Consider the following 20,070-nt stretch of genomic DNA (forward strand, 5'->3'; position numbering starts at 1 on the left):
ATCATTCTGCGGACCCATTCCCAACCGATCTCGGGTGTGACGCGTCTGACGGGCCGTGGACGACGATCTTGTACGGGCCCTGTTGCAGGAGCAGCCCCTTGATCAGGCCCTGGCCCCACCATTTGATGGCCAGGAACGGGCCCGGAGTGGTCGCCCAGGGGATGATCCGCAGCCAGTGCGCGTTTCCCTGCTTGTCATGCACGTCGTTCCACGCCGCCCAGCCGACGACACCGACAAGACCGCCCGCGAACGCTCCGCCGAGACTTGCACCTCCGGCCAAGCCCCCGACGACGGCCATCCCACCGCCGAAGTACCACCCCTTGTCCCATGGAAGGTCCTGTGGCCCGTCCTGCTCGTAGTGCATGAACGGATCGTTGCCCCAGCCGGACTTGAGGAATCTGTCCAGCCAGCTCAACGTGTTGTTGGTCAGCATCACCGGGTCCCGCTTGGGTGGGATGTTCGCACTCTCCTTCGTGATCTCAGCGATCTTCCAGACGTCCTGAGCGGCGCTGATCGCCTTGCGGACCTCCTCGTCGACGCCGCCCGTGGGGTCGAAGCGGCGGACGACGCGGGTCACTCGGATCACCTCTTTGACCAGCTCGGTGACGATCCGGACGATCCGTTTGATCTGGACCTGGTAGTACGTCCTCGTCACCCACAGCGACGCGGCGAGGGCGAAGTTGCCGAGCGCCATCGCCATCGCCGCCATCGCACCGGACACCAGGACCCGCGCGGTCAGCTTGATCACCTCGCGCTTGTACTCGACGATGCGCTTGGTAATCGCCCGGACGACGATCTTCAGCTGCGTCACGGTGTCCAGCACGAACCGCTGGCCGTCCGCGTCCGAGAACGTCACCGGGCTGTTGTTGGCGTACGCGTAGGGGTTCAGCTGCTGCGGGTCCTCGGTATCCACCACCGGGTCCACCGAGATGAACTTTCCCAGCGCCGGGTTGTACTCCCGGGCCCCGAGATGCACCAGGCCGGTCGAGTCCTCGACCCCGCCGACGAACCCGTGCTCCCCGGGCCACGCGGTCGGAGCCGCCCCGCGAACCTCGCCGTACGGCGTCGTCCGCCGGCGCTGCACCACGAGCGTCGCGGTGTCCACGGTCAGGTTGACCGTGCCGTGGTGGTCGGTGGCGACCCAGCTCAGCTTGGCGCCGGTGCGCACCGCGATCAGCGAGCCGCCGAACGTGTAGTAGCGGGTCCCGACCTGCGTCCCGTCCGGTCGCAGCAGCAACTCGGTCTGACCGAAGTACAGCGTGGTACCGGTACTGTCGCGGCGGAGCAACCGGGCGCCGTCGGCGTCGTAGACGTACGACGTCTGCTTCCCGTTCGTCGTGACCGTGTCCACGTGACCCTCGGCATCCCACGTCAGCGTCTGGCCGGGCGCCGTCGTCTGCTGCCCGGCCTGGTTGTACCCGTACGAGTCGGTCCGGTTCACGCCAGGTCCGTTCACCGCGACCTGCGAGACCTGGTGCGGTTTGCCGGTCGAGTAGGTGTAGGTGCTCGTCGTCGTCCCGGCTGCTGTCCTCCGGGTCTCGGTCTTGCGGTTGCCAACGGCGTCGAAGGTCCAGCTGTGCCAGTAGGGAGCCGGACCGCCGAGCGCGGCCGTCGTCGGCAGCGTGGTGCAGTCGTCGGCCTTCGGCGACCAGGCTTGGGTGAGCTGCCGCGACTGGTCGTAGCCGAAGCACTGGATGTCGGTCGCCGAGCCCTCCGACGCGCCCGCAGTGTCCTTGATCTTCGTGATGTTCCCGGCCGCGTCGTAGCTGTAGGCAACGTCCTGGACCAGCTCGTTCGGGGTGATCACACCGCTCCGGGCCAGCCGCCGGGTGCCCTGCTCGTACTCGAACTGCTGTTGCAGCCAGTTCGAGCCGGCCGTGAGTGAGAGCTCCGACAGCTCGCCGTACGGCGTGTACTTGCTGTCGATCACGTAGTCGTCCGCGCCGGTGAGCGAGTACGGCTGGTTCTGGGCGGTGTACGTCGTCGTCAGCGTCTCCTCGGGGAGCCCACCGACGGCCGGCAGCTTGACCGTGGCCTCCTGCCCGTCGGCGGTGTACGTCGTCGACGTCGTGTACGTCTTCGCCAGCCCGCCTTCGGCCGACGGAATCACCAGCTCGGTTCCGGTCGGCTTGCCGCGGTCGTCGTACCCGGTCATCCGCACGGTGTACGGCGTACCGTTCACGTAGCGGGTCGAGCTGGTCAGCGACCCCGGCTTGAGCGTGTCGTACTTCCAGTCGGCGAGCAGCTTGCCGTCGGCCACCTCTCCGAGGTACTCGCCGGTGCGGCGACCGCCGTCGTCGTAGGTGAACGACAACTTGACACCCCGGCCGTCCAGCGACGACGTCATCCGGTCGAGATCGTCGTAGGTGTACTTCGTCACGCCCCGATCGGGTTCGGTGTCCTGGACCTTCCGGCCACGCACGTCGTAGTCGTACTGCCACTTGTTGCCCGCGGCATCCATGACGGTGGCCAGCTTGCCGCTCGGCCAGTAGCTGTACTTCGTCGCGTCGTACGTCCCGGTCGGGCTGTCGCCGCGGTACTGGCGCAGCTCGGTCAGCCGGCCCTTGGCGTCGGTGATCCGGGTCGTGGCCTGCTCGCCCGTCGGCGGGTCGATCGTCTCGACGCCGGTGGCGTTCGAGTGCGTGGTGCTCCACTTCAGCACGCCCGCGACGTAGAAGCGCTCGGTGCTCGGCAGGCCGCGGTCGTCGTACTGCGTGACCTTCTGGGCGTCGACGTCGCTGACCTGCAAAGGCGCGACCGCGAGACCGCTCGACGGCCGGGACTCCACGTAGTACGGCCCGTTCTCCTGGCTGCGCAGCCCGCGCGAGTCGTAGATGTAGTCGCTGATCACCCAGCCGACGCCGTCCGCGGACGGCTTCTGCGTCTGCCGGACCCGTCCGAGGCCGTCGAGCAACTGGTACGTGTCACCCACCGATCCGTCGGCCTGGAGCACGCTCATCTTGGTGACGGACGGCTTGCCGGCGCTGTCGGTGTACTCGTAACGGATGTTAGGCGTTCCGTTCCGATCCTGACCGGGCAGGAAGGTCGACTGCACCCGGCCGAGCGGGTCGCGGACCGTGTCGGTCCTGCGGTTGCCCTCGTCCACGGTCGCGACTTCCTCGCCCCAGGCAGGGTCCAGCACGCTGCTGGTGACGAGACCGTTCGGCTGCTTCGCCGCGGTCTGCGTGACCGCACCGGCCGCGGGCGTGTAGGTGATCGTCGTCTGCTTGTTCGCGGCGTCGGTCGTCACCTTCGGCCGTCCGTAGTCGTCGTAGGTCGTGGTCGCGACGGTCTGGTAGATCTCCTTGTTCGCACTGTCGAAGCCGGACAGCCGCTGCAGGCTGAGCTGATCGCCGGTCTGCGCGTCGAAGGTCTGCTTCTCGTCCGAGACGACGTCGTTCTTCGTCCAGGTCTGGTCGCACGCCACATCGACTACCTGCTTGCGGCTCGGCACGTCGACGATGCCGCGGGCCGGGTTCGAGTAGTACTCGTACCGGGTGCAGGTGTCGTCGGTGGTCGACGCCTCGTCGCCCTTGTCACTCGTCCACTGCAGCCGGCCGGTCGCGTCGTACTCGTTCCGCGAGGACGTCTTGCGCCAGCCCGAGCCGACCGCCTGCGCCTCGTTGACCGCCTGCTCCTGGATCTGGAACGCCTGCGTGGTCCCCCACGACCGCACCCGGGTCGCGGTCGCCGCCGACATCCAGGGGTCGGTGATCGACCGGGTGACCACGGTCGCACCGCTGTACGTCGTCTGCTCGCGCGCCATCCCGGCCAGCGCGTTGCTGTCGGTCCAGGTGCCGCCGGCCGAGTCCGTGACCTGCACGCTCTTGGTCCCACCGGCGGCCAGCTTGTCGCCGTCCATGCCACGGAAGAACGTGCTCCGAGTGACGGTCTTCGGGCCGGAGTCGTCGCCCTTGGTCACGGTGACCTGGTCATAGCCGCGCCACTGCGACCAGGTCTTCTGGCCGACCTCGACCAGCCCGTCCTCCTCGTCGTACCGCCAGGCCGGCGGCCGCGGGTAGCTGTACGTCGTGACCACCGGGGTGATCCCGCTGACCTGGTCCGACTCGGTCACCGAGCTGACGACGTACTTGCCGAACCAGTCCTGCCGCTCGGCCTGACCGTCAGGCGTCCACTTGATCGGGTGGCAGCGCTTGCCGTTCGTGTCGGGCGCGGGCACGTTGCCGGGCAGGCTGCAGTCGGGATCGTTGTAGCTCACGGTCACCTGCCCGCCGGTGCCGTACGTGATCGTGCGGATCCGCGGCCAGTACATCGCCGGCAGGCCGTCGTTCGGGCCGACGATCCGGTTGGCCTTCATCACCGCGTCGAACGCAAGCTCCGGCACGGCCTTCGTACCACCGACCAGACCTGTCTGCGTGATGCCTTGCAGCCAGAGCAGTGGACTCCGCCCGTCGCCCGGAGTCAGCCAGCCGTACCGTGGCGTCCAGCTGGTCACCGGAACGAGACCAGCACCGCGGTCCACCTCGCTGGTCACCTTCGCGAGCCGGTGCTTGGTCCAGAACGTCGGGTAGAGGTTCGAGCAACTGGTCGCACCGTCCAGGCACTGCTGGTCCAGCGGCGTGTCCACGTAGTCGGCCGGCGCACAGGCAGACGTCTTCGTGCAGCGCTCCTCGGTCGTGAACGAGACCCGCGCGACCGGCTTGTCGGTGCCGAGCCCGGTCCCCTCGCGCTGCCCGTACTCGATGGTGCGGATGTTGCCGGCCCGGGTGTAACGGCTGACCAGGGTCTTCGACCCGGCCCGGCCGTAGTTGTTGGTCTCGACGTCGTAGAAGTAGCGCATCGTGTTGCCGTGCGTGTCGACCACATAGTCGAGGTTCCACTTGTAGGCCTGCTGGCACGACGAGGCCGCGAAGGTGGCCTGGTTGCAGGGCTCCTTCGGGTTGTTGCCGAAGACCGGGACCGTCCAGACCGAGTTCGTCGCGACGGCCGAGCCGGGCAGGTTGTTCAGACCGAAGTAGTACTTCGTCCCGGCGCGGTCGGTGAGCAGCCAGGCCTCGCCCTTGGCGCCGTCGCCGGTATCGGGACCGGCATCCCCGTTCGCCTTCCCGGTCAGCTTCTCGACCGTGACCCCGTCGTCGTTGCGCGGATGCCACTTCAGCGTCGCGTCGTCACGAACCAGTTCACCGCCCGCACCGTTGAGGGCGAAGGTCGCATTGTCGGTCGCCCAGCACAGGTCGCCGACCGGCGTCGTGCCGTTGTTGCCGTCCTGCTGGGACTTGGCCGCACACGAGGCGTACCGGCGCTCGATCGAACCGCCGGGTGTCAGTTCGAAGCCCGCGCCGACCCAGCTGGACTGGCTGTTGGCCGTGGTCGTCCGGCCGTCGACACTGCCCGACGAATAGGTCAGTGCGATATCGGGCGACGGGCCGCCCACGCCGGGCGAAGCTTTCATCGGGTAGTTCCAGGTGAAGTCACCGGAAGAGCCACCGGCCTGCCAGGTCGCCGACGGGTTCAGCGACGTACTCGTCGAGTCGCCGGCCGGTCCGGAAGGCCCGGCCGCGACCGCGAACTGCGTCGCGGCGGCCGACACCGGCACGTCGGCGGACAGGCTGCCACTGCCGTCGTTGCGGGTAGCAACCGGTACGCCGAGGCAGTCCGCCGTCGCGCATCGGACGACCTTCAGCCGAGTCGCCCAGTCACCACCGAACGTCCCCGCAAAGCCCGAGTAGTCGACCCGCAACGAGACTTTGCCGGCGGCAACGATCCCGTCGGTACGCCGGAGCCGCAACCGCAGCTGATCGCCGACGCGACCGACCAGCTCGACCTCGATCTTGGCCGGCGTGCTCAGCGCCGACCGGGCCGCGTCCAGGTTCGCCGCCGTGGCCGGGCCGATCGCGACCGGAAGCTTGCCCGCAGTCGCCGCCGGACCGGGATCGCGCGCCGGACGACCGGTCACCAGTCCCTGCCAGTCGGTCCGCGGCGCGGCCGGTCGCGGTACCTGGACCTCGGCCCGCCCGGCGGCCGGCCAGGTGGCGGGGCCGTGGGTCTGCACCGCCCATCGATCGTCCGGGTCCGCGCCCCGGGGGACGGGCAGGACGGCCTTCACCGGCACGGCCTTGTCCTTGCTGGGATGCCAGGCCGTCTTCCGGGGATCCGGTTTCGGGGCGGCCTGTGCGTGCAACTGCGGCGTACTGACGAACAAGCTGGCTGCTACCAACGTAGCGAGCGCTGCACGGAACCGCGGGGCGTCGGACCTGCGCGCACGACCAAACATGGCGGACCTCCCGAGTCAAAGCCGGTCTTTTCTCAAGCTGAGCGCACTACTTCCGGTGGGCAATCGTTTCCACCCGGCTCGAATGGCCTCTCCGGGTTTGGCCGACGGTGTTTCAGCCGACGATCGGCCGTGCGACCGTGGCGCTGTCCGCCCATTCGCTGGAGGCGCCATGCCCAGACCGGCCACCACCGCCCGACTCGCTCTGGCTGCGGTTCTCCTGCTCCCCGCCGCACTGCCTGCCGCCCTACCTGCCGTGGCGCGCCCTTCCGCGTCGGTCCCCCGCTCCCAGTCGGCAGGGCCGGCTTCGGCGTCCGCCGCGGACCCGTTGCAGGCCGAGGCCGCGCGGACCGGCAAGCCCGTCGAGCTGATGGCAGACCGGACCGAAACCGCCCAGGTCTTCGTGAATCCGGACGGTCACCACACCCTGGTCCAGCACGTCGAGCCGGTCCGGGTACGGCGCGGATCGGGCTGGGTCGCCGTCGATCCGACGCTCGCGTTCCAGGCCGACGGGACAGTCCGGCCGGCTGCGACCTCGCAGCCGTTGACCCTCTCCGGCGGCGGTTCACGATCGCCGTTGGTCACCTTGGGTACGGCCGGCCGACAGATCCGGCTGAGCTGGCCCACCGCGTTGCCGAGACCGGTGCTGGATGGTGCGACCGCGACGTACCGCGAGGTGTTCCCGGGCGTCGACCTGCTGGTCCGGGCGGAGACCAGCGGCTTCTCGCACCTGCTGGTGGTGAAGAACGCCACCGCCGCGAGGAATCCGGCGCTGCGCTCGATCGCGTTCGGCCTGGTGGGCGACGGGCTGAAGGTGTCGTCCACCACCGGCAGCTCGATGGTCGGCAGCGACTCCCGTGGCAGGCCGGTATTCACCTCCGGCACAGCGCTGATGTGGGATCGCCGGACCACCCCCGACGGGACACCCAGCCACCAGGCGAAGGTCGGGACGACACTCGATCACGGCCGGCTGGTACTGCGACCCGACGAGCGTCTGCTGACCGCCCCGGACGTGGCGTATCCCGTCTCCATCGACCCGTCCTGGACCGGATCCGCGGGCGACCTGTGGACCCACGTGAACAGGGCCGCGGTCACCACGTCGTACTGGAACTTCGACCGTGCGGAGGGCGCCAAGGTCGGTGCGGCATACCAGGACCCGCCGCACATGTACCGGTCACTGTTCCAGCTGAACACCGCCCCGATCGCCGGGGCGCGCGTGATCAGGGCGCGGTTCACCATCGAGCTCGACCACACTCCGACCAGCACACCGACACCCGTGCAGCTGTGGCAGACCCGCTCGATCAGCCGCTCCGAGGACGTCACGTGGAACAGCACGGCCAACCACTGGCTGCAGTGGCTCGACACCGAGAGCGGCCACGCGTGGACCCGCGGCGGGGAACCGAACCAGTCGATGGGTTTTGCCGGCGACAAGCTGCTCGCGGTGGTGCAGAGCGCCGCCGACCAGCGGCTGGGGAGCATCGGCTTCGGCCTGCGGGCGGATTCCGAGACCGATCAGAACCAGTGGAAGAAGTTCGTCGGCGGGACGGCGTCGATCGCCGTCGACTACAACAACCCGGCCCGGATGCCACTCAAGGTGAACTTCACCGAGCCGCAGCCGTGCGGTACCGCGTCCGCGCCGACGATGATCCGCACCGCCGAACCGTCGTTCGCGGCGGTCGGTAGCGACCCGGACGGCGACGCGATCCTGAATCGGCTCGAGATCCACCGCGCCGCCGATGACGGTCTGCAGTACCAGCTCGACGCGGGCCCGACCAGCTCGGGCGCGGCGTTCAGCTGGTCGGCCGTGCCACCGGGGACGCTGTCCGACGACGTCACCTATTACTACTCGGCCGCCAGCAACGACGGCGTCGCCGATGACGGGGTGGAGTTCGGTCCGGCGAGCCCGCGGTGCTACTTCCGGATCGACCGCACTCCGCCCGGTACGCCGGTGCTCAGCAGCACCGCCTTCCCGAACGGGTCGGCCGGGATCCAGATCCGCACGGTCGGCGTGATCACGTTGACGCCGGCGGCCGGTGCGACCGACGTCGTCGGGTACCGCTACGGGTTCTCGTCCGACAAGATGACCTTGCAGATCAAGGCCGCGGCCAACGGTTCGGCCCAGCTGCCGGTGACCGTGAACCCGGACCCGCTGCCGACGCGAACGCTGTACGTCCAGGCGCTGGACCAGGCCGGTAACGCGAGCAGCATCGCGCGCTGGAGCCTGATCGCCAAGACCGACCATGCTCCGCCGGTCTCCACCACCCGCGGCGACGTCAACGGTGACGGGCTCGCGGACGTCGCCGCCGTCGTCGACCAGGGAGCCGGGGAGACCGGGATCTGGAACGTCGCGGCGACTCCCACCGGCTTCGGCACCGGAACGAGGTCTTGGGCCAGCGGTGTCAACGGCGGCTTCCCGCTGTCCCGGACGCTGCCGATCCAGGGCGACTTCACCGGTGACGGGCGCTCCGACCAGGCGTTCGTTCACGACGAGGCCGGGCGGCAGGTCGCGATCTACCTGGCCAAGTCGGAGGGGAACAGGTACGACCTGCAGGTGCAGCCGGTCTGGCGTAGCGACGGTGCCGCCTGGAGCATCAGCACGGCTCACGTCGCGTCCGGTGATCTCGACGGCGATCACCGCGACGACATCGTCGTACAACTCGACTCGGGCAACGGGAACTGGAGGACGCTCGTCTACCCCGGCAGCAACCTCGCCGCGCCGGTCCAGTGGCTGCAGACCGCGGCCGGATCCGGTGCATGGAGTCGCAGCCGGCCGGTGATCGCCGACGTGGACGGTGATGGCAAGGACGATCTGGTGGTCCTGAAGGACCTCGGTGGGTGCCGCACCGCAGCGGACCTCTACCGCTCGACCGGTACGGCGTTCTCCGCAGCGGTGACGGTCTTCGACAGCGGGGCCGGGGCGTTCTGTGCCGACCGGGCTCACGCCGCCGTGGGCGACGTGGACGGGGACGGCAAGGACGACATCGTCGCGCTCTACGACAACGGCACCACCGGCACCGACACCTCGCTGCGTGTCCTTCGCTCGGCCGGTACAGCGCTCACCGCGAGCGAGTGGTGGCACGAGACCGGCAAGTTCGATGCAATCCGTACCACGTTGTCGGTGGGCGACCACAACGGCGACAAGCTGGCGGACGCCGCCCTGGTCACTGCCCTTGACGGCGGCGGCCGCGAGGTGTTCGACCTACGCTCGACCGGTACGTCGTTCGCAGCACCGGCATCGGTGTGGCGGGAGACGGCCGTGGGCGCGAGCACCGCACCACGGGTCGACATCGAGCCACGCACGTACGAGCTGGTCTCGCGGAACACCGGACGGTGCGTCGAGGTGGCCGGCGCGAGCCAGACCGACCCTGCGGTCATCCAGCAATGGGACTGCTTCGGCGGGCTGCACCAACGCTTCCGCATCGTACCGACCAGTGGCACCGACCAGTACCAGATCCAGATGGTGCACGAGCGGGTCGCTCCGGCCGACGGTAAGCCGCGCTGTATGGACGTCGGGAACCAGAGCACCGCGGACAACACCCCGATCGTCCAGTGGCAGTGCGCCGGTACAGCGAACCAGCAGGTGCTCCTGGACTACGTCGAGGGCACCAGCTACGACACTGTCGTCCGGCTCCGGTTCGCCCACAGCGACAAGTGCGCCGAGATCACCAACCCGGCCGCAGGAAACGGTGCGGCACTGCTGCAGATGCCGTGCGACAACACCCGTACGACGCAGCAGTGGGTGCTGCGTGCGGCGCTGAACACCCCGCAGCTGAGCGGGCAGTACGCCGTACGCAGCATGCTCCCAGGTGGTTTCGTACTCGACGTCAAGGATTGCACGGTGTCAGCGGGGCTCCGGCTGTGGGACCTGGTCAGCGGCAGCAAGTGCCAGCACTGGGACTTCCGGCCGCTCGGTGACGACATCTACCAGATCGTGGACCTCAACTCGAACACCGCGCTCCAGGTCCTGGGCTGCTCCCGGGCCAATGCCGCCACTGTCATCACGCTCGGCATCGATGCCTCCGAGTGCCAGCGCTGGCGGGTCGAACCAGCGGTCGACGGAAGCGTCACCATCCAGCAGGCCGACACCGGCAAGACCCTGGACGCGGCCGGGTGCGTCGACGCCCGTGGGGTGAGCCCGATCGTCTGGCCGTACTGGAACGGTCCCTGCCAGCGGTGGCACCTGGAGCGCTAGCCGTAATCCGGGTGAGGGGTTGGGGTCGGCCGCCTAAACTGGTCGGGTTATGCCTGATGCCCGGACCGAGTCCCCGAGTCCAACCCCAGCTCCCATCCAGGACCCAGCCGGCAAGCACCGCCGGCCGCGCCGCCGTGGCCCCCGCAGGCGTTCCACGGAACAGCCGGCGACCGGTCAGATCAACTCCGAGCCCAGTCTCAACGAGGTTGTGGCTCGGCTGGAGCAGGTGTCGGTTTATGACCGGGAGCAGCTCGGGCGGCGGCTGGAGCGGGTCCGGCGGACGCCGGACGGGGAGAAGCGGGCGCAGGCGCTACGTGGGGTGATCGGCGCGGTCGAGCAGGCCGAGCAGCGGGTCGAGGTACGGCGGGAATCCGTGCCGGACATCACGTACCCGGAAGAGCTGCCGGTCAGTCAGCTCAAGGACGAGATCGCGGCCGCGATCCGGGACCACCAGGTCGTGGTCGTCGCCGGTGAGACCGGATCGGGAAAGACGACCCAGATCCCGAAGATCTGTCTCGAGCTCGGCCGCGGTGTGCGCGGGATGATCGGTCACACCCAGCCCCGGCGGCTGGCGGCCCGTACGGTCGCCGAGCGGATCGCCGACGAGCTGGGCACGGAGCTCGGCGAGACGATCGGGTTCGCCGTACGGTTCACCGACAAGGTGAGCGAGCGCTCGCTGGTGAAGCTGATGACGGACGGCATCCTGCTCAACGAGCTGCAGCGCGACCGCGACCTGACCCGGTACGACACACTCATCATCGACGAGGCGCACGAGCGCAGCCTGAACATCGACTTCATCCTCGGCTACCTCAAGCGCCTCCTCCCCCGCCGCCCCGATCTCAAGGTGATCATCACCTCGGCGACGATCGACCCCGAGCGCTTCGCCGCGCACTTCGCCGACGCGAACGGCACCCCGGCCCCGATCGTCGAGGTCTCCGGCCGCACGTACCCGGTCGAGGTCCGGTACCGCCCGATCAACGACCCGGACGACCCGAGCACGATCGACCGCGACCAGACCCAGGCCATCCTGGACGCCGTCGACGAGCTCGAGTACGAGGCCGACGGCGACGTTCTCGTCTTCCTCAGCGGCGAGCGCGAGATCCGCGACACCGCCGACGCGCTCAACGACAAGTACGCCGCGCAACGTGGCCGGCCGGGTGCCGTCGAAGTACTCCCCCTCTACGCCCGGCTCTCGAACGCCGAGCAGCACCGCGTCTTCCAGCCGCACTCGACCCGCCGCATCGTCCTCGCCACCAACGTCGCCGAGACGTCACTGACCGTCCCCGGCATCAAGTACGTCATCGACCCCGGTACGGCGCGCATCTCGCGGTACAGCCACCGCACCAAGGTCCAGCACCTGCCGATCGAGCCCGTCTCGCAGGCCAGCGCCAACCAGCGCAAGGGCCGCAGCGGCCGGACCAGCGACGGCATTTGCATCCGGCTGTACTCCGAGGAGGACTTCGAGAGCCGCCCCGAGTTCACCGACCCGGAGATCCTGCGCACCAACCTCGCCTCGGTCATCCTGCAGATGACCGCGATCGGCCTCGGCGACATCGCCGCGTTCCCGTTCATCGACGAGCCGGACAAGCGCAGCATCACCGACGGCCTGCAGCTGCTCACCGAGCTGGGCGCGATCGAGACCCCGAAGGGCGGCCGGCTCACCCCGATCGGCCGGCAGCTCGCCCAGATCCCGCTGGACCCGCGGCTGGCCCGGATGATCGTCGAGGCGGACAAGCACGCCAGTGTCCGTGAGGTGATGGTGATCGCGGCGGCGCTCTCGATCCAGGACCCGCGTGAGCGTCCCACGGACGCCGAGGCGCAGGCGACCCAGCAGCACGCCCGGTTCCGCGATCCGAACAGCGACTTCCTCGGCTACCTCAACCTGTGGGCGTACCTGAAGAAGCAGCAGAAGGAGCTCTCCGGCAATCAGTTCCGCCGGATGTGCCGCAGCGAGTACCTCAACTACCTCCGGGTCCGCGAGTGGCAGGACATCTACGCGCAGCTCCGCCAGGTCGCGTCCCAGATCGGCGTGAAGCTCAACAGCGGCGCGCCGGCCGACCCGCAGACCGTGCACATCGCGCTGATGTCCGGACTGCTCAGCCACCTCGGGATGAAGGACCCGGCGAACCAGCACCAGTACATCGGTGCCCGCGGCACCAAGTTCGCGATCTTCCCCGGCTCCGGGCTGTTCAAGAAGCCGCCGCAGTTCGTGATGGCCGCCGAGCTGGTCGAGACGTCCCGGCTGTGGGCGCGGGTGAACGCGAAGATCGAGCCCGAGTGGGCCGAGGACCTCGCGCCGCACCTGATCAAACGGTCGTACTCCGAGCCGCACTGGGAGCGCAAGGCCGGTGCCGTGATGGCCTACGAGAAGGTCACGCTGTACGGCGTACCGATCGTGGCCCGGCGCAAGGTGAACTACGGCAAGGTCGACCCGGAGGTGTCCCGCGAGCTGTTCATCCGGCACGCGCTGGTCGAGGGCGACTGGGACACGCACCACAAGTTCTTCCACGAGAACCGCAAGCTGATCGAAGAGGTCGAGGAGCTCGAGGAGCGGACCCGGCGGCGCGACCTGCTGGTCGACGACGAGACGCTGTTCGCGTTCTACGACGAGCGGATCGGCGCCGAGGTCGTCACCGGACGGCACTTCGACACCTGGTGGAAGACGGCGCGGCAGCGCGACCACGACCTGCTCGACTTCGAGCGCTCACTGATCGTCCGCGAGGGCGCCGAGGTCCGCGAGGAGGAGTTCCCGCTGCACTGGATGCAGAACGGGATGACCTTCGACCTCACGTACGCGTTCGAGCCGGGCACCGACGCGGACGGCGTCACCGTCCACATCCCACTGCTGGTCCTCAACCAGGTGTCCGCCGACGGCTTCGAGTGGACCGTGCCCGGCTTCCGCGAGGAGCTGGTCACGACCCTGATCAAGTCACTGCCCAAGGCGGTACGGCGGAACATCGTGCCGGCGCCGGATCACGCCCGGCAGATCCTCCCGCAGCTCGACCCGGCGTCCGGACCGCTGACGGACGCGATGGCCCGCGCACTGCGCGACCTGCGTGGTGTCGTGATCGAGCCGGGCGACTGGGACTGGAGCCGGGTGCCGGAGCACCTGCGGATGACGTTCCGGGTCGAGGACGACAATCGCAAGACGGTGGCCGAGGGCAAGGATCTCGCCAAGCTCAAGGAGCGGCTGAAGCCGAAGACGACGGCCGCGATCTCGCAGGTCGCGTCCAAGGCGGTGAGCGGTCTGGAGAAGGCCGGGCTGACCGACTGGACCTTCGGTGACCTGCCACGCAGCTTCTCCGAGCACCGCAACGGTCTGACTGTCGCGGGCTACCCGGCGCTGGTCGACGAGGGCAAGACGGTGGCGATCCGGCTGCAGGAGACCGAGCGCGATCAGGCCGCCGCGATGTGGGCGGGCACGCGCCGGCTGCTGTTGCTGACGATGCCGTCCGTGATCGACGTCGTGCAGCGGCACCTGACCAATCAGCAGAAGATGACGCTGATGGCCGGTCCGCACCGCAACGTAGGTGAATTGCTGGACGATGCGATCGGGGCGGCCGTCGACCAGTTGATGGCCGCGGCCGGTGGGCCGGCGTGGAACCTGACCGCGTTCGCGATCCTGCGGGACGCCGTACGGTCGGAGCTCGCGGACACCGTGCTGACGATCCTCCAGCAGGTCGAGACCGTCCTGGCCTATGCCCGGACCGTGGACAAGCAGATCTCGCGGGCGTCCTCGCCGGCCCTGATCGCGGCGCTGTCCGATGTGCGTGGCCAGCTCGAGGGTCTCGTCCACCCCGGCTTCATCACCGAGGCCGGTGCGAGACGGTTGCCGGACTTGGCCCGCTACCTGCGTGGGATGGAGCAGCGCCTGGACAAGCTCGGCGCGAACGCGGCCCGCGACCGCTCCGGCATGGCAGTCGTCCAGACCCTCACCGACGAGTACCAGAAGCGCCTGCGCGCCGTCCCGACCGGCAAGTACCCCAGCCCCGAACTCCTCGAGGTCCGCTGGATGCTCGAGGAACTCCGCGTCAGCCTCTTCGCCCAAACCCTCGGCACCCCGTACCCCGTCTCCGAGAAACGGATCCGGCGAGCGCTCGCGGACGCCTGAGCCGCGAAGGCTGATGGCACAGCAAAGCCCGCCCCGATGGATCCGGGGCGGGCTGACCGCTGTGTTTACTCGAGGCAGATCCGGAACGGGTGTCCCGCCGGATCGGCGTAGATCCGCCAGCCGCGGTGGATCTCAGCCGGTGGTGGGTCCAGCGGGTCGAGCGGTTCGGCTCCGAGCGCGACCACGGTGGCGTGGCCGCTGGAGAGGTCCTCGACGATCAGGTCGAGATGCAGATCGGGCCCCGCGCCGGGCCACGTGGCCGGCACGTACTCCTCCGAGCGCCGGAAGGCCAGCGTCGAGAACCCGAGCGACGAGCCGGGGCCGGTCAGGCTCCGCCAGTCGTCGTCACCGTTCTCGTCGATGTCCAGACCCAGCAGCGCCGAGTAGAACTGGGCGAGCTCAAGTGGGTCCGGGCAGTCCAGCACCACCGAGCCGAGCCGCCCGGCAGTACTGCCCGGCTGCTCTGCCACCTGCGTCATCTGTCCTCCAGCTCCTCATATGTCGGCCTGCTCCTCAGTCCGGGCAGACCCGGCCAGGCCCGTCGTGTCGGAAGGCCCGGCCGCCTACGATGACAGGTCCCGGGGACAGTTCGCACCTTTCGACACGCGTTCTCGCCAGGTGAGCCGATCGCTGACTGTGCAGGTTCGATCGCGCTACCGGTATCAGCTGGGTACGGCGGTAGCGCGGCGGCGCTCGCCGAGCTTGCGGATCTTGACCCGCGTCCCGCAGTCCTCCATCGCGCACCAACGCCGCGAACCGTTCCGGCTGCGATCCAGGAACAGCCACCCGCAGCCGCCCTCGGCGATCGGGCAGGCCCGCAGCTGCCGGACCTCGACGGTCCGCACCAACTCGACCGCGGCGACCACCAGCCGGTCCGGGATCAGCTGTGCCGGCGACGTCCCGACCACGAGGTCGGCGACGCCGTGCGTCCGATCCTCGGCGGGGATCAGCATCGAGCGCGCCGCGGCTGCCGACCACCGCAGCATCAACCGCTCGAAGGCCGTGCCCTGGCTGCGCTTCACCCCGTCCGGCGCCACCACCGCGCCACCGGCCCGCGACGCCAGGACGTCGTACGTCGCCTCGCGGATGTCGAGCGTCGCCCGGAGCGCCTTCTCGGCCAGCTCCGGCGCGGGCCGCCAGGTGCCCTCGACGGCGCTGAAGTCCCGGAGATCGATGAGCTCGATCCGCCGGCTCCAGGCCAGCAGCTCGGCCGGCGTGGTGAGGTAGTCGTGCTGCCCGGCACCACCCCGGATCCGCGGGCTGACCGTGTTCACCAGGTCGAGCGCGGGATGCCCGCCCACGATGCGGAATTCCGCACGAGAACTGTCGGTCATGGATGAGAGGCTACCACCATCAGACATTTCACTGGGATCAGGTGAATCCATGCACATCTCGTCCCGCCGAGCCACCGCTGCCCTGGTGTTCCTCGGCGTCTCGACGTTCTCCTTCGTCACGATCGAGGTGCTACCGATCGGTCTGCTGACCGTGATGGCCGACGACCTCGGCCGCTCCAGGTCGCAGGTCGGCCTCCTCGTCACCGGGTACGCCGCTGTCGTCGTGCTCGCCTCCATCCCCCTCGCCCGGCTGACTCAGCACCTTCCCCGCCGGCTGGTGCTCGGCGGCACGCTGGGGGTCGTCACGGTGGCAACGGCCCTGTCGGCAGCAGCACCGTCGTACGAGGTCCTCTTCGGTGCACGACTGGTCATAGCGCTCTCCCAGGCGCTCTTCTGGGCGATTGCGCCACCGATAGCGACCGGCCTCTTCGCACCGGAGCTGCGTGGCAGGGTCGTAGCTCGCCTGGCCATCGGGACCGCGCTCGCGCCGATCCTGGGCATTCCGCTGGGCACCTGGCTGGGCGAACAGGCGGGGTGGCGCGTGCCGTTCATCGTCATGGCCGGCCTCGGAGCCGCGGCCTGCGCGGGCATCGTCGTCCTGCTGCCGCACACCGACGTACCGGACAGCCCGTCGCGTCGGGGCAGCGCACCAGACGTCCGCCGGTACGTCGTGCTGCTCACCGCCTCGGCGATCGGCGTGACCGGCTTCCTGACGTTCAACACCTACGTCACGCCGTTCCTGCTGGACATCACCGGCTTCTCGTCGCAGGCGCTGGGCCCGGCGCTCGTCGCCAGCGGCGCGGGCGGCTTCCTTGGCACGTTGATCGTCGGCCGCCTCCTCGACCGCTATCCCTGGGGAGCCATGGTCGTACCGCTGGGCGCCATCACCGTCGGATTGCTCGGCCTCTTCGCGCTGGGCGAGCTCCGAGTGGCAACCATCCTGCTCATCGCCGTTGTCGGGATGTCTTTCAGCGGTCTCGCGGTCGCTGTCCAGAGCAGGACGCTGCAGGTCGCCCCAGGCAGCACCGACGTCGCCTCCGCCGGCACCAGCTCGGCCTTCAACGTCGGCATCGCCGCTGGTGCTTTCGTCGGCGGCGCACTGATCGACCACACCACGGTCCGCAGCGTGGCGCTGGTCGGCGGTCTACTGACGGCGCTCGCGGCGCTGATCATGCTCGGCGAGCCGTTGCTGGCTCGCCGTCGCCTCCAGGTGGCAGAGTCAAACCATGACCGGTCTGGACGACAGGTTTGTGAAGAGGCGGCATGACGCGCCCACGGGGTTCTTCGAGGTCGAGGCGGCGGGGTTGCGATGGCTCGCAGTGCCCGGTGGGGTGCCTGTGGCCGAGGTGCTCGACGTCTCTCCCACGCACCTGAGCACGCAACACCTGGAGAGTGCTCCACCCACAGGTACCGCAGCAGACGAATTTGGGCGCCGGCTGGTCGTGACTCACGACGCCGGCGCCCGGCACTTCGGCGTACCACCTGACGGGTGGGACGGCGACGGTTACATCGGGACGATCGGTCTGCCGCACGCACTGGAGCCGGTCAAAGCGTGGGGCGAGTTCTACGCCAACCTGCGGCTGCGGCCGTACCTGCGGGCCGCCTACAACCACGGCACTATCGACGGTCACCAGCTGCACGTCTTCGAGCGTGTCTGCACCCGCCTGGAGGCAGGGACGTACGACGACCCGTCGGACCAGCCGTGCCGTATCCACGGCGACCTGTGGTCGGGCAACGTCCTCTGGGCCACCGACGGCGTCCACCTGATCGACCCGGCGGCCCATGGCGGTCATCGCGAGACCGATCTGGCCATGCTCGGTCTCTTCGGCCTGCCACAGCTGGAGCGGGTACTGCGTGCGTACGACGAGGCGCACCCGCTCACGGACGGCTGGCGCGAGCGGACCGGACTGCACCGGCTGCACCCGCTCCTCACTCACGTAGTGATGTTCGGCGGTAGCTACGTGCCACAAGCGATCGCGATGGCGCACAAATATGGATGAGACTCTTCTGAAAGCTCTTGACCTGATCTCGTAGCCCACGAACACTTTCGATCATGATCCCGCAGCCCACGGCGCACCAGGCGCTCGCTGACCAGACCTTCGCCCTGGCGTCCGACGCCACCATCGGTGCCGCCGGCCCGGCCCTCCAGCAGATCGCCGAGCAGCTGGCCACCCAGCTCCGGCGCTCGACCGGCTTCGCGCTGCCGGTCCAGGACGGCGCCGGCACGATCACGCTGGCCCAGAACGGGCCGGACGAACTCGGTGCCGAGGGCTACGAACTGCGGGCCGACACCGACGGCGTGACGATCACCGCCGCGACCTCCGAGGGCGTCTTCCGCGGCGTCACGACCCTCCGCCAGCTCCTGCCCGCCAAGGCACACGCCGACAGCCCACAGGAAGGCCCGTGGGAGGTCACCGGTACGACGATCACCGACTCGCCGCGGTACAGCTACCGCGGCATGATGCTCGACGTCTCCCGGCACTTCTTCACCCTCGACCAGGTGAAGCACGTCATCGACCTGATCTCGCTCTACAAGGTCAACCACCTGCACCTGCACCTGTCCGACGACCAGGGCTGGCGGATCCAGGTCGACTCGTGGCCCAACCTGACCGAGCACGGCGGCAGCACGCAGGTCGGCGGTGGGGAGGGTGGCTACTACACCAAGGCGGAGTACGCCGAGCTCGTCCAGTACGCCTCCGACCGGTACATCACCGTCGTACCCGAGATCGACACCCCGGGGCACACCAACGCGGCGCTGTCGTCGTACCCCGAGCTGAACAAGGGTGACCTTCCGCCGAGCCTCTACACCGAGACCGAGGTGGGCTTCAGCTCGTTCACCATCGACAAGGACGTCACCTACGAGTTCCTGGACGACGTGTTCCGGGAGGTGGCTGAGCAGACGCCGGGCGACCTCCTGCACCTTGGTGGAGACGAGGCCCACTCGACCGAGCACAGCGAGTACCTGACCTTCGTGGCCAAGGCGACCGAGCTGGTCGTGAAGCACGGCAAGCGGGTCATGGGCTGGCACGAGGTCGCCGACGGGCCGCTGCCGGCCGGCTCTGTGGTGCAGTACTGGGGCACCGAGGACCCGAAGGCCCAGGTGCTCGCGCAGAAGGCGGTAGAGCAGGGCGCGACGCTGGTGCTGTCACCGGCGAACAGGTCCTACCTGGACATGAAGTACGACGCCGAGACCCCGCTGGGCCTCGACTGGGCCGGTCTGGTCAGCGTGGAGCAGTCCTACAGCTGGAACCCGGCGACTCTGGTCCCAGGCGTACCGGCCAGCGCGATCGACGGCGTCGAGGCGCCCCTGTGGACCGAGACGGTCGATGACGTGAGCAAGATCGAGTACCTGGTGTTCCCGCGGCTGCCCGGGATCGCAGAGCTCGGCTGGTCTGCGGAGTCCGCGCTGGACTGGGCGTCGTACCGCGATCGCCTGGCTGAGCAGGGTTCCCGGTGGGAGGTGCTCGGTGTGAACTTCTACCGCGCCCCTGAGATCGACTGGCGCTAGCTGCTCAGCACCCGGTCGAGCAGCCACGCGGTCGTCTCGTCGACGTCCTGCTCGGCCACGGTGTGGTGCGTGGCGTCGCTGTCGGCGGCGTCACGCACCTCCAGCTTGTAGACGTACCGGTCCGGCTGCGGCCGCCCGGTCCCCAGGTCCTTGCCGCTCAACGCCTGTACGGCGGCCTCGAGCCGGTCCGCGTCTCCCTCCGCACTGGTGTCGAGCGAGCCCTGCGTTGTCAGCCCGGCGAAGCCGCCGGTGCGGGTCACGGTGACGATCACGCCCTCACCCTGCCCCCTGCCTTCGAGACTGTCCAGACCCGCGCGACACGCCGAAGCTATCGATCGGATTCGAGCGTCCATCACCCGGCGTACCGGTCGTTGTCTTTCGTTGCCATCGTCCCGGACCCGCTCAGCGGGTGCGAATCAGCAGGTCGGCGCGGGATTTCCGGTTCCGGAGCGGCGCCTCCAGGAGCGAAACAGGCCGGACACGGAGAGTAACGCGCCCTGACAATGTGCGACACGTGTTTGTGGTCACCCCTACCAAAGGGCGCCAGAACGGCTACAGTTATGGCGTTGCAGTTTTGGACTCCCTGACTTTTGCTGTGCTGCATGGCCGGTCTGTCGTCTGGGGCCTTTCGGCGACGCGTGGCTCATGAGGTGTGGGTCACGGATTGTTAATAGCCATCGAGGAGATAGACAA

The 20,070-nt window shown here is 68.9% G+C and carries 9 protein-coding genes; 5 read left to right on the plus strand and 4 right to left on the minus strand.

The window, feature by feature from the left end; translation table 11 throughout:
- Nucleotide 1: 1 nt before the first annotated feature.
- A complete protein-coding gene (locus AB0E69_RS06215) occupies nucleotides 2-6,163 on the minus strand; it encodes an RHS repeat-associated core domain-containing protein (RefSeq protein WP_360140453.1) in 6,162 nt (2,053 codons plus the stop codon).
- A gap of 241 nt (nucleotides 6,164-6,404) precedes the next feature.
- Between AB0E69_RS06215 and AB0E69_RS06220 the strand changes: the two genes are divergently transcribed.
- Complete coding sequence (locus tag AB0E69_RS06220) at nucleotides 6,405-10,424, plus strand: RICIN domain-containing protein (protein ID WP_360140456.1); 4,020 nt, start codon at nucleotides 6,405-6,407, stop codon at nucleotides 10,422-10,424.
- A gap of 178 nt (nucleotides 10,425-10,602) precedes the next feature.
- On the plus strand, nucleotides 10,603-14,535 hold the full coding sequence (gene hrpA, locus AB0E69_RS06225) for an ATP-dependent RNA helicase HrpA (RefSeq protein ID WP_360142992.1): 3,933 nt from the start codon (nucleotides 10,603-10,605) through the stop codon (nucleotides 14,533-14,535).
- Between the two features lie 65 nt (nucleotides 14,536-14,600).
- Here the strand turns inward: hrpA and AB0E69_RS06230 are convergent, their stop codons facing one another.
- Together AB0E69_RS06230 and AB0E69_RS06235 are read right to left on the minus strand one after the other, a co-directional pair.
- Nucleotides 14,601-15,014 (minus strand): VOC family protein, encoded by a 414-nt coding sequence (locus tag AB0E69_RS06230; protein WP_360140459.1) that lies wholly within the window; start codon nucleotides 15,012-15,014, stop codon nucleotides 14,601-14,603.
- A 183-nt stretch (nucleotides 15,015-15,197) separates the two neighbouring features.
- Nucleotides 15,198-15,869: a CGNR zinc finger domain-containing protein gene (locus AB0E69_RS06235; RefSeq protein ID WP_360140462.1), complete on the minus strand. Its 672-nt coding sequence runs from the start codon at nucleotides 15,867-15,869 to the stop codon at nucleotides 15,198-15,200.
- A 49-nt stretch (nucleotides 15,870-15,918) separates the two neighbouring features.
- Here AB0E69_RS06235 and AB0E69_RS06240 point away from each other — a divergent pair, with 49 nt between their 5' ends.
- Genes AB0E69_RS06240 through AB0E69_RS06250 form a run of 3 tightly spaced genes read left to right on the plus strand, consistent with a single transcriptional unit; the run spans nucleotide 15,919 to nucleotide 19,377 of the window.
- Nucleotides 15,919-17,136, plus strand: coding sequence for an MFS transporter (locus tag AB0E69_RS06240; protein WP_360140465.1), 1,218 nt, complete (start codon nucleotides 15,919-15,921; stop codon nucleotides 17,134-17,136).
- Complete coding sequence (locus AB0E69_RS06245; RefSeq protein WP_360140468.1) at nucleotides 17,096-17,869, plus strand: fructosamine kinase family protein; 774 nt, start codon at nucleotides 17,096-17,098, stop codon at nucleotides 17,867-17,869. The genes AB0E69_RS06240 and AB0E69_RS06245 overlap by 41 nt, the downstream gene beginning before the upstream one ends.
- A 53-nt stretch (nucleotides 17,870-17,922) precedes the next feature.
- Entirely contained in the window at nucleotides 17,923-19,377 is a 1,455-nt protein-coding gene (locus AB0E69_RS06250; protein ID WP_360140471.1) for a beta-N-acetylhexosaminidase, read from the plus strand.
- Here the strand turns inward: AB0E69_RS06250 and AB0E69_RS06255 are convergent.
- Nucleotides 19,374-19,649, minus strand: a complete 276-nt coding sequence (locus AB0E69_RS06255) for a protealysin inhibitor emfourin (protein ID WP_360140474.1) — start codon at nucleotides 19,647-19,649, stop codon at nucleotides 19,374-19,376. The genes AB0E69_RS06250 and AB0E69_RS06255 overlap by 4 nt on opposite strands.
- Between the last annotated feature and the right edge of the window lie 421 nt (nucleotides 19,650-20,070).

Origin of the sequence: Kribbella sp. NPDC026611, from assembly GCF_040638345.1 — a bacterium.
In the GTDB taxonomy this organism is placed as follows: Bacteria; Actinomycetota; Actinomycetes; order Propionibacteriales; family Kribbellaceae; genus Kribbella.